Below are 14191 nucleotides of genomic sequence, written 5' to 3'. Positions count from 1 at the left end.
CGGCCCGGCAAGTCGCATGCGTGATAGTTCCTAAGGCTTTCCCCAGCGGGAAAAAGTCTACCGGCCGGTAGATTGGCGTCAGTCGCTAGCAAAAATGGTGAAAGGAGACAAGTATGAAATGGGTTATGCGAGCAGTGGCCGTCTCGGCCATGGCAGTGAGTGCAGGTGGAGCCTGGGCTCAGAAGGGCGAAACCGTCAAGGTCGCCTGGATTGATCCCTTGTCGGGTCTGATGGCTGCCGTGGGAACGAATCAGCTCAAGACCTTTCAGTTGCTGGCGGAGGAGTTCAACAAGAAAAATGCCTCGGGCGTGAAGTTCGAGATCGTGGCGCTGGACAACAAGCTCAGCCCGCAGGAGACCACGGCCGCGCTGCGCTCGGCCATGGATCAGGGCGTGCGCTATGTGACGCAGGGCAATGGCTCGGGCCCGGCGCTGGCGATCATGGATGCGCTGGAAAAGCACAATGCGCGCAACAAGGGCAAGGAGCTGCTCTATCTCAACTACGCGGCCGTGGATCCCGACCTGACCAACAGCAAGTGCAGCTACTGGCATTTCCGACTCGATGCCGATACCTCCATGAAGATGGAGGCGCTGACCACCTTCATGAAGGACGATGCCGAGGTCAAGAAGGTCTATCTGATCAACCAGAACTACGGGCATGGTCAGCAGGTGTCCAAGTTCGCCAAGGACCTGCTCAAGAGAAAGCGTCCCGATGTGCAGATCGTGGGCGATGACTTTTCTCCGCTGGCCCAGGTACGCGACTTCGCGCCCTATGTGGCCAAGATCAAGCAGTCGGGAGCCGATACGGTAATCACCGGCAACTGGGGCGCGGATCTGTCGCTGCTGCTCAAGGCTGCCAACGACGCGGGCCTGAACAACGTCAAGTTCTATACCTATTACGCGTTTGGCGCCGGCGCTCCCACAGCCATGGGCGCGGCCTCCGACGGCAAGGTCTATACCGTGACCTACGGGCACTACAACATGGGCGCGCCGATTCAGGCCAGCATGGAAAGCTTTAAGAAGAAGTTCAACGATGACCTGACGCAAAGCTCCATCTACCATGTGTTCGCCTTGCTGGATGCGGCCTTTGTCAAGACGGGATCCACTGACCCGGTCAAGGTTGCGGCGGCACTCGAGGGCATGAAGCTCAAAAGCTTCAACGGCGATGTCGAGATGCGCAAGAGCGACCACCAGTTGCAGCAAGGCCTGTATATCTCCAAGTGGCAGAAGGCTGGCGGCAAGTTCCCTTATGACGCGGAAAACACAGGCTACACCTTCGCTCCCGTGAAGTACTACGAGCCCTATGTGGCCAGCACGCCCACCAGTTGCCAGATGAAGCGTCCGTCCTGAGTCAGGCTCACTCTCCCTCGTGCTGCAGCATCCGTACCCACAAGAACGCATAACAGGTGCAGTGCTGCAGCAGTCTTTTTGCTCATGAGAACAAGGCAAGTCGATGACGCCTGAATTTTTCACCATATCGATGCTCAACGGTGTGAGCTACGGGCTGCTGCTCTTCATGCTCAGCTCAGGCCTGACGCTGATCTTCAGCATGATGGGCGTGCTTAATTTCGCTCACACCAGTTTCTACATGCTGGGGGCGTACTTCGCATACACGCTCAGCGGCATCATCGGGTTCTGGCCCGCGCTCTTTTTCAGCCCGGTGCTGGTGGGCGTGCTGGGGGCGCTGTTCGAGCGCTACAGCCTGCGCCGCGTGCACAAATATGGCCATGTGCCCGAGTTGCTGGTGACTTTTGGTCTGTCCTATCTGATTCTCGAGGTGGTGCAGCTGGTATGGGGGCGGGGCACCGTGCCTTATGCGCTGCCATCGGCGCTGCAGGGGCCGCTGTTTACCCTGTATGGCACACAGTTCCCCAAGTCGCGCTCCTTTGTGATGCTGGTGGCGCTGCTGATGCTGGTGGCCGTCTGGCTGCTGCTGACGCGTACGCGCATCGGCCTGGTGATTCAGGCCGCGCTCAAGAACCCGGAAATGGTGGAGGCGCTGGGCCACAACGTGCCGCGTGTGTTCATGCTGGTGTTTGGCGGCGGCTGCGCGCTGGCCGGTCTGGCCGGCGTGATCGGCGGCAACACCTATGTGACCGAGCCCGCCATGGCGGCCTCCGTGGGCTCCATCATTTTCGTGGTGGTGGTGGTGGGCGGCATGGGCTCGCTGGCGGGGGCTTTCGTGGCTTCGCTGCTGATCGGCGTGGTGCAGACCTTTGCCGTGGCGCTGGACTGGTCGCTGGCCGGCCTGTTCGCCTCCATGGGGCATCAGGTCAATGAATCCACCTTCGGCTGGCCCGTGCTGCGGCTGACGCTGTCGCAGGTTGCGCCCATCCTGCCTTACCTGTTCCTGGTGCTGATTCTGATCTTCCGCCCCAAGGGCTTGCTGGGTACCAGAGGGGATTGAGCCATGTCTTCGATTGCAAAAACATCCATGAATTCTTCTGCTGCCGACAAAGCTCGGGCTCAGGCGCATTACCGCTTCAAGCCCTTGAACATAGGGCGAATTCTGATCTGGGGCCTGTTTGCGCTGGCGCTGATCGTGGCACCGCTGATCTTCACCAGCTCGCTGGCGCTGACCATGCTCAGCCAGATCGGCTATCTGATCATCATCTGTCTGTCCTACAACATCCTGCTGGGGCAGGGCGGCATGCTGAGCTTCGGGCATGCGGTCTATACTGGCCTGGGCTCGTTTCTGGCCATTCATGCCATGAACAAGGCTGCTGCAGGCGAGATGGCAATTCCGCTGGTGCTGATTCCCGTGGTGGGTGGCCTGGCGGGCATGTTCTTCGCTGCGCTCTTCGGCTATGTGACGACCAAGAAATCGGGCACCACCTTTGCCATGATCACCATGGGTCTAGGAGAGCTGGTGGCCTCCATGGCGCTGATGTTTCCCGAGTTCTTCGGCGGCGAGGGCGGTATCACCACGGACCGGGTCTACAGCAAGTTTTTCGGGCTGGATTTCGGCTCCGGCCTGCAGGTTTACTACCTGATTGCCGTGTATTGCTTTGTCTGCACTGCTGCCATGTTTGCCTTCACCGGCACGCCGCTGGGGCGCATGCTGAATGCCGTGCGCGACAACCCGGAGCGTGTGGAATTTGTGGGCTACAACACCCAGCGCGTGCGCTACTTCGCCTTCATCATTGCAGGCTTTTTTGCGGGTATCGGTGGCGGGCTGACGGCCATCAATTTCGAGATCATCACGGCCATGGACAGTGTCAGCGTGGTGCGCTCGGGCGGCTATCTGCTGTTCACCTTCCTGGGCGGCGCCACCTTCTTCTTCGGCCCCATCATCGGTGCGGTGCTGCTGGTGCTGGCTTCGGTGCTGCTGTCCGAGCTGACCAAGGCCTGGCTGCTGTACCTGGGCCTGGTGTTCCTACTCATGGTCATGTACGCGCCCGGCGGTGTGGCCAGCCTGATCATGATGAATCTGCGCGTAGCCAAGTTCGGTCATTTCAAGCGCCTGCTCATGCCCTATCTGGGCATTCTGGCGGCCGGCATCGTGACGGTGGTAGGTGCCGCGTCGCTGATCGAGATGATCTATCACATGCAGCTCAACGCGGCGCTGGGCCCCAAGGTGCCCTTCATGGGCGCCGAGCTGGACACTAGCGCAGCCTCCACCTGGACCGTGGCGATTGTGGTGTTCGTGGTGGGCCTGGGCCTGCTGGAGGGTGTGCGCCGCCTGACGGCCCGTCGCTGGGGTCGCATACAGGAAGCGATTGAAGAAAGCATCAAGAAAGGGGAGGGCTGAACCATGTCCAGCATCGCCATCCATCAACCGGCTGCGCAAGCGGCGCAGCAGTCAGGCCATGCACTGGAGCTGCGCGATCTGCGCAAGAGCTTCGGCAAGACCGAGATCATTCGCGGCGCCAACCTGGCAGTCAATGCCGGCGAGCGTGTCGCCATCATCGGCCCCAACGGTGCTGGCAAGAGCACGTTGTTCAATCTGATCAGCGGCCGTTTCGAGCCCAGCAGCGGCGAGGTGCTGTTGCACGGCCAGCGCATCAACGGCAAAAAGCCGTTCGAGATCAACCGCATGGGGCTGTCGCGCAGCTTTCAGATCACGAACATCTTTCCCAAGCTATCGGTGTTTGAAAACCTGCGCTGCAGCGTGCTCTGGAGTCTGGGCTACCGCTACAGCTTCTGGCGCTTTCTCTCCAATCTGCATGACGCCAACGAACGCGCCAACGAGCTGATGGAGATGATCGGTCTGCACCGCAAGCGCGACACGCTCGCGGTGAACCTGACCTATGCCGAGCAGCGCGCGCTGGAGATCGGCATCACCATCGGTGGCGGTGCCAGCGTCATCTTGCTCGACGAACCCACGGCAGGCATGAGCAATAGCGAAACCGCGCATTTCATACAGCTGATCAAGAAAGTCACCGAAGGCAAGACGCTGCTGACCGTGGAGCACGATATGGGCGTGGTCTTCGGGCTGGCGGACAAGATTGCCGTGGTGGTCTATGGCGAGGTCATCGCCTATGACACGCCCGAAGCCGTGCGTGCCAACGCCAGAGTGCAAGAAGCATATCTGGGGTCTTCCGTCGCAGACCAACAGGCAGGAGCGCATTGAGATGCTGAAGATCAACGATTTGCATGCCTACTACGGCAAAAGCCATGTGCTGCATGGCGTGGACTTCGAGGTCCATGCTGGCGAGATCGTGGCCTTGCTGGGGCGTAACGGCTCGGGCCGCTCCACCACAGCCAAGGCCATCATGGGACTGGTGCACTGGGAGGGGGCACTGGACTGGAAAGGCAAGAACCTGCATGGCAAGAAAGCCTATGAGGTGGCCCATCTGGGTATTGGCTATGTGCCGGAGAGCCGCGATGTGTTCCCCAATCTGACCGTACATCAGAACCTGATGCTGGGGCAGAAAGGCAAGGGCAAAGGCAGTCGCTGGGGTTTTGACGACATGTATGCCATGTTTCCCCGCCTCAAGGAGCGTCAGCACACCGAGGCCGGCGTAATGTCGGGCGGCGAGCAGCAGATGCTCACACTCTGCCGCACGCTGATGGGCGACCCGGATCTCATCATCATCGACGAACCCACGGAAGGGCTGGCACCCAAGATCGTGGAGCTGGTGGGCGAATACCTCAAGAAGATCAAGGATCGCGGCGTATCCGTGCTGCTGATCGAGCAAAAGCTGACCATCGCCATGAATATCTCGGACCGGGCGCTGGTCATGGGCCATGGGCATATTGTTTTTGACGGAACTCCCGAAACTCTCAGAGCGAACGAAAAGGTTCGCAAGGAGTGGCTGGAGGTTTGAGCCGGCGCAGCTCTTGAGCGGCTTTGCCGCTTCCCCCTCTCTCGCTTTGCGAGAGGGGGACGACATCCTGGCTGCGGGGCGGTGGGGCCGCCCAGGCCCTTGCTTGATGTCTCTGATATGAGGTGTGCTCATTGTGTGAGCTGTCTCGCTCAGGACAAGCATCAGTTGCGCAACGCAGCAAAATTCGGAAAATAAAAACGCACGACCGTTCTTTTCTATTTATTGAACAGGGGACAACAGCATGACTGCTGAATACAAAGTGGACGGAGCCATCGCCGTCATTACCTTGAACAACCCGCCGGTCAACGGCCTGGGTCTGGCCACCAGACGAGGTGTGGTTGAGGGTTTGCGCCAGGCTCTGGCGGATGACGCCGTCAAGGCCATCGTCATTACCGGCGCCGGCAAGGCCTTCTCGGGCGGAGCCGATATCACAGAGTTCGGCAAGGAAGATGCCTACCGCGAGCCGCATCTGATTTCGGTCATCCAGCAACTGGACCTGTCGACCAAGCCTGTGATCGCCGCGATTCACAGCGTCTGCATGGGGGGCGGGCTGGAGCTGGCGCTGGGATGCCATTACCGCATTGCCGCCCCCGGCACGGCCGTGGCGCTGCCCGAGGTCAAGCTGGGCCTGCTGCCAGGCGCCGGCGGCACCCAGCGCCTGCCTCGCGTACTGGGTGTGGAAGCCGCACTCAATATGATTGTCAGCGGCGAGACCGTGATGAGCGAAATGCTGGCCATGCTGCCCGGCCAGAAGCTGTTCAACAAGATGTCTGCATCGGCCGAGACGCTGCTGGCCGAGGCCAAGGCCTTGGCGCTGGAGGTCGCCGATGTCCGCCCGCTGCCGCGTGTGCGCGACCTGTCCTGCAAGCATCCCCAGGGCGAGGCCTATTTCGAGTTCGCCGCCACCATGGTGCAGGGCATGTCCAAGAACTTCCCTGCGCCCCTGCGCTGTCTTGAGGCCGTCAAGAACGCCACGACCAAGAAGTTCGACGACGGCATGGTGGCCGAGCGTGAAACCTTCATGCAGCTGATGATGACGCCCGAGTCGCGTTCGCTGCGCCATCTGTTCATGGCCGAGCGTGCCGCCTCCAAGATCCCCGACGTGCCCGGCGATACACCGGTGCGCGAGATCCGCACCGTGGGCGTGATCGGCGCCGGCACCATGGGCGGCGGCATTTCCATGAACTTCCTCAATGCGGGTATTCCCGTCACGATTCTGGAGACCAAGCAGGAAGCCCTGGATCGCGGCGTTGCGACCATCCGCAAGAACTACGAAGCCCAGGTCAAGAAGGGCAAGCTCTCCGAGCAGAAGTACGAGCAGCGCATGAGCCTGCTGTCCACGACGCTTAACTATGGCGATCTGAAGAATGCCGACCTCATCATCGAGGCCGTGTTCGAGGAGCTGGGCGTGAAGGAGCAGGTCTTCAAGCAGCTCGATGAAGTGGCCAAGCCCGGCGCGATTCTGGCATCCAACACTTCGACCCTGGATGTGGACAAGATCGCCGCCTTCACCAAGCGTCCACAAGACGTGGTGGGCATGCATTTCTTCAGTCCCGCCAATGTGATGAAGCTGCTGGAAGTGGTGCGCGGCAAGGCCACAGCCAAGGATGTGCTGGCCACGGTGATGAAGGTGGGCAAGAAGATCAAGAAGACGGCCGTGGTCTCCGGCGTCTGCGACGGCTTCATCGGCAATCGCATGATCGAGCAGTACTCGCGCCAGGCCGGCTTCCTGCTGGACGAAGGTGCATCGCCACAGCAGGTGGACAAGGCCATCGAGAAGTTCGGCTTTGCCATGGGCCCGTTCCGCATGGGCGATCTGGCGGGCAACGACATCGGTTGGGCGATTCGCAAGCGCCGTTATGTCGAAAAACCCGATATGAAGTACAGCGCCAGTGCGGACCGTCTGTGCGAGCTGGGCCGCTTTGGCCAGAAGACCGGTGCGGGCTGGTATGACTATGTGCCTGGCAAGCGCGATGCCATCCCTTCGGAGGTGGTGGCCAAGATGATCGACGAGCACCGCAAGAGCCTGGGTATCACGCCGCGCAAGATCTCCGACGAGGAAATCGTGCAGCGCCTGGTCTATGCGCTGGCCAACGAAGGCGCGCACATTCTGGAGGACGGCATTGCCAGCAAGTCCGGCGACATCGACATGGTGTATCTGACCGGCTACGGCTTTCCGCTGTGGCGCGGCGGCCCCATGCACTATGCGGGCGAGGTCGGCCTGTTCAACGTGGTTCAGGCGATGGGTCGCTTTGCCAAGAACCCCAACGACGATGCCAAGTTCTGGCAGCCCGCACCGCTGCTGGCCAAGCTGGCCGCCGAAGGCAAGCAGTTCAGCTAGGCGCGGACGATTTGCCACGAAACACCCAGAATCAAAGGACAGAACATGACATCCGCAGTGATTGTTTCTACCGCGCGCACTCCGCTGGCCAAGAGCTGGAAGGGCGCTTTCAACATGACTTACGGTCCCACCCTGGGGGCCCACGCCGTCAAGGCCGCAGTGGAGCGCGCCGGCATTGAGGGTGCCGAGGTCGAGGACGTGATCATGGGCATGTCCCTGCCCGAAGGCACGACCGGCGGCAACGTCGCCCGTCTGATTGCCATGCGTGCAGGTCTGCCGGTCACCACATCGGGTCTGACCATCAACCGCTTCTGCTCTTCGGGTCTGCAGGCGATTGCGCTGGCTGCCCAGCGCATCATCGCGGGCGAGAACGATGTGCTGGTGGCGGGCGGTCTGGAGAGCATCTCCTGCGTGCAGCCCCACCTGAATCCGCACATGGCCTTCGATCCCGAGCTGACGGCCATGAAGCCCGAGATCTACTGGAGCATGCTGCAGACTGCCGAACAGGTGGCCAAGCGCTACAACATCAGTCGCGATGCCCAGGATGAGTACGGCGCCTCCAGCCAGCAGAAAGCGGCTGCGGCACAGGCGGCCGGCCTGTTCGAAGCGGAAATTGCTCCCATGAAGACCGTCATGGGCGTGGCCGACAAGGTGCGCGGCCTGATCACCAAGGAGGTGACCGTCAGCAAGGATGAGGGCATTCGCGAGGGCACGACCAAGGAAGGCATCAGCGGTCTGCGCAGCGCGCTGCCCGGCGGGGTGATCACGGCCGGCAATGCGAGCCAGTTCTCCGACGGGGCCGGCGCCTGCGCCGTGGTCAGCGAGGAATATGCCTCGCGCAAGGGCCTCAAGCCCCTGGGCCGTTTCCTGGGCTTTGCCGTGGCCGGCTGCGAGCCCGACGAAATGGGCATCGGCCCCATCTACGCCATTCCCAAGGTGCTCAAGAAGCTGGGTCTGTCGATCAACGATATCGACCTGTGGGAGCTCAACGAAGCCTTTGCCGTGCAGGTCATCTACTGCCGCGACAAGCTGGGCATTCCGGCCGACAGGCTCAACGTCAACGGCGGCGCGATTGCTGTGGGCCACCCCTATGGTGTCTCGGGCCAGCGCCTGACGGGGCATGCACTGATCGAAGGCAAGCGCCGCGGCGCCAAGCGTGTCTGCGTGACCATGTGCATTGGTGGCGGTATGGGCGCAGCGGGCGTGTTTGAAGTGCTGTAAGCAGGGCTTCAGCCAAGCCGCCTTCTGGTCACCTTGGGGTAGGGGCTGGAGGCGGCTTTTTTCTCCTCTGGATATATGAAATTGATAGCTTCAAGCGCTTTATCCATAAGCGATGAAGCCTGCTTTGATAGGTAATCTATGCGCCTGCGTTCCACCATTGACTTTCTGCTCTACGACTGGCTGCAGGCCGAAGGCCTGACCAGCCGCCCCCGCTTTGCCGATCATTCGCGTGATACTTTCGATGCGGTGATGGATACCTGCGAGCGTATCGCGCGCGAGAAATACGCGCCCTTCAATCGCACGGTGGATCTGCAGGAGCCGCAGTTCGATGGCGAAAAAGTCATCCTGCCTCAATGCACCTATGAAGCCCGCGAGGCCTATGCCGAATCGGGCATGCTCAGCGCGGCTCAGGACTACGAGATGGGCGGCATGCAGCTGCCCTACACCGTAGAGGCGGCGGCCAACTGCTTTTTCGCGGCGGCCTCGATCAGCATAGGCTCGAACATGCTGACCTCGGGCAATGCCAATGCCATCATGGCCCATGGCAGCGAGCGGCAGAAAAAAGTCTTTGCCGCCAATGAGTTCAACGGCCGCTGGGCCGGCACCATGGCCTTGTCCGAGCCGCAGGCGGGCTCGTCGCTGTCGGACATCGCCACGCGCGCCGAGCCCGATGGCATCGAGCATGAGAGTGACGCGCTGGGGCCGCGCTATCGCCTCAAGGGCAACAAGATGTGGATCAGCTCGGGCGACCACGAAATGACCGAGAACATCGTGCATCTGGTGCTGGCCAAGATTCCGGGCGCCGATGGCAAGACCATTGCCGGCGTGAAGGGCATTTCGCTGTTCATCGTGCCCAAGAAGCTGGTCGATGCCGAGGGCCGGCTGACCGGCGAGCGCAACGATGTGGCCCTGGCAGGCCTCAACCACAAGCTGGGCTGGCGCGGAACGACCAATACCTTGCTCAATTTCGGCGAAGGCAAATACCCTGTGCGCGGTCAGCATGGTGGTGGTCTGGACGGCCGCGGCGCGGGTGCGATCGGCTATCTGGTCGGCAAGCCCGGCGAGGGCCTCAAATGCATGTTCCACATGATGAACGAGGCGCGCATTTCCATCGGCATGGCGGCCTCCATGCTGGGCATGGCCGGCTATCACGCCAGTCTCGAATATGCGCAAAGCCGTCCTCAGGGCAGGCCCATAGGCGAGGGTGGCAAGGATGCGAGCCGGCCGCAGTCGCGCATCATCGAACATGCCGACGTCAAGCGCATGCTGCTGGCGCAGAAGGCCTATTGCGAAGGTGCGCTGGCCTTGAACCTGCTGTGCGCCAGATTGGTGGACGAGCAGTACACGGGCGAAGCACAGCAGGCGGCAGAAGCCAGGCTGCTGCTGGAGGTGCTGACGCCGGTGGCCAAGAGCTGGCCCAGCGAGTTCTGCCTGGAGGCCAATTCGCTGGCCATCCAGATCCATGGCGGCTATGGCTATACGCGCGATTTCGCGGTCGAGCAGTACTGGCGCGACAACCGCCTGAACATGATTCACGAGGGCACGCACGGCATACAGGCCATGGATCTGCTGGGCCGCAAGGTCGTCATGGATGGCGGCAAGGGCCTGCAACTGCTGGCTGCACGCATCAATGCCACCATTCAGCGGGCCATGCAGCATGAGAAGCTGGGCAGCTATGCCAATCAACTGGCGCGTGCGCTGGCCGATGTTGGATCAACCACCAAGGCAGCCTGGGCCACGGGCAACCCGCAGGAGGCACTGGCCAATGCCGTGCCCTATATGCAGGCCTTCGGTCACCTGGTGCTGGCCTGGATCTGGCTGGATGTGGCGCTGGCCGTTCTGGCCATGGACAAGGATCTGGCAATTGCAGCTCATCGCGGCAGCATGGCGGCGCAGCGCTACTTCTTCCATTACGAGCTGCCGCGCATCGGCGCCTGGCTACAGGTGGTCAAGGCGCGCGACATGACCTGTGCAGGGATGGAGGAGGAGGCGTTCTGAGCCTCGCAGTGCAATAAAAAGGCCCGCATCAGCGGGCCTTTTTCATGGAGCAGGTTCAGCTCAGGGCTTTTCGCAGTTGCCGCTCATACCCACCATACCGGACAGCTTTTGAAGGCTGGAGCGCTGTTTCAGGCAGTCCTGATAGCTGGCTTCGGCGGCTTTCTGCTGCGCTATTTGAGTGGCTTTGGTGCGTTCGGCGCGCAGCTGGGCGATGCGTTCGCGAATCTGCGGCATCAGTGCAGTGGCGGCCTTCTCGCCTTCCACAATCGCGTGGCTGCGCTGTGCGAAGTCGGCCGGGCCGATGTCCAGCACCTTGGGACGAATGATGATGTCGGCACGCGCCAACTCGGCCTGGCCCAGCTTCTGACCCATGATGGCAATCGACTGATTGAGCGCTCCCAGCATATTGGCGGGGGTCTTGCCGCTGGCCTTGTTGGAGATGTCCACGGCGATCACGATGTCGGCCCCCAGATTGCGCACGGCATCCACCGGCACGGGGCTGACAATGCCGCCGTCCACATAGTGGTGCTTGCCGATGGTGACGGGCTGGAACACGCCCGGCACGCTGCTGGAGGCGCGCACGGCCTGGCCTACATTGCCACGTGCGAACACGGTGCGTTCACCGTCTTCCAGGCGCGTGGAAACCGCAACAAAAGGCTTGGCCATCTGCTCCAGCGGTTTGCGGCGGACTTGTTCATTCACATAGTCCTCAAGCTTCTGGCCCAGCACCAGGCCGCCAGCGGACAGCTGCAGGTCGCGGATCTTGGCTTCGTCCAGCGCCACGGCTTTTTCCTGCAGCTCAAATGCGTTCATGCCGCTTGCATAGAGCGCACCCACCACGCTGCCGGCGCTGGTGCCTGCCACGAACGAGGGCGTGAGGCCATTGGCCTCGAGCATCTTGATGACGCCGATATGGGCAAAGCCCTTGGCCGCACCGCCGCCCAGCGCCAGGCCGATCTTGATCGGAGGGGCTGATGCGGTGGTCGAGGGGGCCTCAGGAGTCGCTGCGGGGCTGGGGGGATTGCTGCCGCAGGCGGCAAGGCCAAGCAGACTCAAACAGACCAAGGGGCGCAAAAAAGCATTCAGGCACATGCCGGGAAATCCTGCTGTCATTAGGGCGCAAAGTATAGCGACGGGTGTTTGATGCGTTGACGTGCTGGTTTTGATCAGCAAAAAGCATAGCTTCCTGTACTTGATAGCAAATAGTTTGGGGCATGTATCCTTTGTTTGGCCTATGCGTGCCGATGCGGCTTTGCAGACAATGTTCTCATCACAAGCAAGTGGCTGGCCCGCTCTGACGGCGCGGCAGGACCAACGACTGTCCGCTCTGTCCCTGTCGCAGGCCCGGCCCGATCAAGAGGCAGCAAATGTCGCAAAGCAATACATGGCAGGCCGGCGCCACAACGGCACAGGCCTCGGTCTGGTGGGTGGGCTTCGGCCTGGTGGTGGGTGTGCTGGGGGCGGCGCTGATCAGTCCCCTGTATGCGCTCTATCAGCAAGCCTGGCAGTTGCGGCCCAGCGATATCTCGCTGATCTATGTGCTCTATATGTGCGGTGGCCTGTGCGCCCTGCTGTTTCTGGGGCGTCTGCCCGACCGCATCGGCTTTCAGCGCGTGATGCTGTGTTTCCTGTGCCTGACGCTGGCAGACACCCTGATCTCCATGCTGGCCTGGAATCTGCCCAGCCTGATCGTCGGGCGCTTTGTGGTGGGGCTGTCCTCAAGCCTCATCACCATCAGCGCCACCACGGGGCTGACGCTGCTGGCTTCCAGCGAAAGCACCGGTCTGCAGCCGCAGCGCGTGGCCATGGTGGCCAGCTTTCTCAATGTGCTGGGCTTTGGTCTGGGGCCCTTGATCGGTGGCGTGGCGGGGCAGTGGCTGCCTCAGCCCTTGACGACGGCCTATCTGGTGCCGCTGGTGCTGGGCTGCATCGGTGTGGCGGGCGTTGTCACGCTCAAGCTGCCGGAGTCGGTGCTGCGGGGTGCGGGCCAACTGGGGCAGGCCCCGGGCCGCCTGCACTGGCGGGACTGTCTGCCGCGGCTGACCTGGCCTGTGCACGAGGATTCCCTGGCCTTTGCACTGACCTGTGGCTACCCGTTCGTGGCGTTCGGCGTATTCGGGCTGTATGCCTCCATGGCGCCGCTGTTTCTACAGCAGATGATTCCCTGGAGCGGCCCGGTGGTCAGCGGTACGGCCATTGCGGTGATTTTGCTTGTCTCTGCAGGCATTCAGCTGGTGGCTGCCAGCCTGCCGCTGCACCGCTGCGGTTTTGCCGGCATGGCGCTGCTGGTGCTGAGCAACGGCATGCTGTTGCTGAATCTGCAGATGCGCTCGATGCTGCTGTTCATCTTGGGCGTGTGTTTGACGGCACTGGGGCATGGCATGTGCATGCTGGCCGGCATGACCATGGTGGGCCGTCTTGCCAGACCCGACAACCGGGCAGGCATGTTGTCTACCTATCAGACCATCGGTTTGCTTGGCTCCATGCTGCCCATGATGGCAGTGGGCTGGATTGCCGACCACTGGAGCATCAAGCTGGCCGTGAGCCTGTTTGCCTGCTTTGTCATGCTGTTGGCTACCCTGCTGGGCTTGGCATTTGCGCGCCATCCGCGCATGCAAGAGGTTGCGGATTAGTGCATGGCTTGCATAGAGTTTCTGTAAATCACAGAAGAAAACACTTATTAATCAAATGTCACAAATTCGGACAAATTTGTCCTACAGGGATGCGGGAAAAGTTCGTATCCGAGCCAAAATGGTGGTTCGTTACAGTTGACCGTCATGTTTTTGCAAGCATTAAGGGAGAAATCGATATGACCACTATGTTCAAGCGTTCCGCTCAAGTTCTGGCCATTACCGCCTTGGCCTTTGGCTTGGCTGCCTGCGGCAAGTCCGACGACAACAAGACCGCTGGCCAGAAGCTCGATTCCGCCATTTCCCAGACCGAGAAGGCTGCGGAAAATGCTGGCAGCAAGATTGAAGAAGGTACGGCCAAGGCCGGCGATGCAGCTGCCGATGCATTGGCCAAGGCTGGTGAAGCTACCGGTGCCGCCATGGAAAAGGCTGGCAACAAGATGGAAGAAGGCGCTGCCAAGGCGGGTGCTGCCCTCGATGACGCCGGCATTACCGCTGCCGTCAAGACCGATTTGATCAAGGCCCCGGAAATCAGCGCTCTGCAGATCAATGTGGACACCAAGGGCGGCGCAGTGACCCTGACTGGCACCGTGCCCAGCGAAGCCGTCAAGACCCAGGCCGGTGAGATCGCCAAGGCTGCCAAGGGCGTGACCTCGGTCAACAACAACCTGACCGTGAAGGCTGGCTGATCCCCCTAGGTCGCCACCTCGCATGAAGCCAGAGCGCGCAAGC

Annotated in this window: 11 protein-coding genes; 10 read left to right on the top strand and 1 reads right to left on the bottom strand. The window is 61.3% G+C overall.

The annotated features are described in order from the left end of the window. The first annotated feature begins 113 nt into the window (after positions 1 to 113). The 8 genes from EIC84_RS15620 to EIC84_RS15585 all read left to right on the top strand — a co-directional run bounded on the left by EIC84_RS15620 (position 114) and on the right by EIC84_RS15585 (position 10829). Positions 114 to 1349 (top strand): branched-chain amino acid ABC transporter substrate-binding protein, encoded by a 1236-nt coding sequence (locus EIC84_RS15620; protein WP_034363102.1) that lies wholly within the window; start codon positions 114 to 116, stop codon positions 1347 to 1349. Positions 1350 to 1452: 103 nt separating this feature from the next. Then, positions 1453 to 2406, top strand: coding sequence for a branched-chain amino acid ABC transporter permease (locus EIC84_RS15615; RefSeq protein WP_003069495.1), 954 nt, complete (start codon positions 1453 to 1455; stop codon positions 2404 to 2406). A gap of 3 nt (positions 2407 to 2409) precedes the next feature. After that, the gene (locus tag EIC84_RS15610) at positions 2410 to 3750 is read left to right on the top strand and encodes a branched-chain amino acid ABC transporter permease (RefSeq protein WP_034363099.1); all 1341 of its coding nucleotides are present in this window, start codon (positions 2410 to 2412) and stop codon (positions 3748 to 3750) included. A gap of 3 nt (positions 3751 to 3753) precedes the next feature. Continuing rightward, complete coding sequence (locus EIC84_RS15605) at positions 3754 to 4572, top strand: ABC transporter ATP-binding protein (RefSeq protein ID WP_003069491.1); 819 nt, start codon at positions 3754 to 3756, stop codon at positions 4570 to 4572. Between the two features lies 1 nt (position 4573). Then, positions 4574 to 5269 (top strand): ABC transporter ATP-binding protein, encoded by a 696-nt coding sequence (locus tag EIC84_RS15600; protein ID WP_003069489.1) that lies wholly within the window; start codon positions 4574 to 4576, stop codon positions 5267 to 5269. Between the two features lie 241 nt (positions 5270 to 5510). Further along, positions 5511 to 7610: a 3-hydroxyacyl-CoA dehydrogenase NAD-binding domain-containing protein gene (locus EIC84_RS15595; RefSeq protein ID WP_003069488.1), complete on the top strand. Its 2100-nt coding sequence runs from the start codon at positions 5511 to 5513 to the stop codon at positions 7608 to 7610. Positions 7611 to 7655: 45 nt separating this feature from the next. Beyond that, positions 7656 to 8831: an acetyl-CoA C-acyltransferase gene (locus EIC84_RS15590; RefSeq protein ID WP_003069486.1), complete on the top strand. Its 1176-nt coding sequence runs from the start codon at positions 7656 to 7658 to the stop codon at positions 8829 to 8831. Positions 8832 to 8969: 138 nt separating this feature from the next. Then, positions 8970 to 10829, top strand: coding sequence for an acyl-CoA dehydrogenase (locus EIC84_RS15585; protein ID WP_003069484.1), 1860 nt, complete (start codon positions 8970 to 8972; stop codon positions 10827 to 10829). Between the two features lie 60 nt (positions 10830 to 10889). Here the strand turns inward: EIC84_RS15585 and EIC84_RS15580 are convergent, their stop codons facing one another. After that, complete coding sequence (locus EIC84_RS15580; protein ID WP_003069483.1) at positions 10890 to 11921, bottom strand: patatin-like phospholipase family protein; 1032 nt, start codon at positions 11919 to 11921, stop codon at positions 10890 to 10892. 275 nt (positions 11922 to 12196) lie between these two features. Here EIC84_RS15580 and EIC84_RS15575 point away from each other — a divergent pair, with 275 nt between their 5' ends. Together EIC84_RS15575 and EIC84_RS15570 are read left to right on the top strand one after the other, a co-directional pair. Beyond that, a complete protein-coding gene (locus EIC84_RS15575; RefSeq protein ID WP_003069480.1) occupies positions 12197 to 13462 on the top strand; it encodes an MFS transporter in 1266 nt (421 codons plus the stop codon). 176 nt (positions 13463 to 13638) lie between these two features. Beyond that, positions 13639 to 14148 (top strand): BON domain-containing protein, encoded by a 510-nt coding sequence (locus EIC84_RS15570; protein ID WP_003069479.1) that lies wholly within the window; start codon positions 13639 to 13641, stop codon positions 14146 to 14148. The last annotated feature ends 43 nt before the right edge of the window (positions 14149 to 14191 follow it).

Origin of the sequence: Comamonas sp. A23 (genome assembly GCF_004522605.1) — a bacterium.
In the GTDB taxonomy this organism is placed as follows: domain Bacteria; phylum Pseudomonadota; class Gammaproteobacteria; order Burkholderiales; family Burkholderiaceae_C; genus Comamonas; species Comamonas thiooxydans.
Note: the sequence above shows the minus strand (reverse complement) of the source record. Positions and strands in the feature narration are given on the sequence as shown.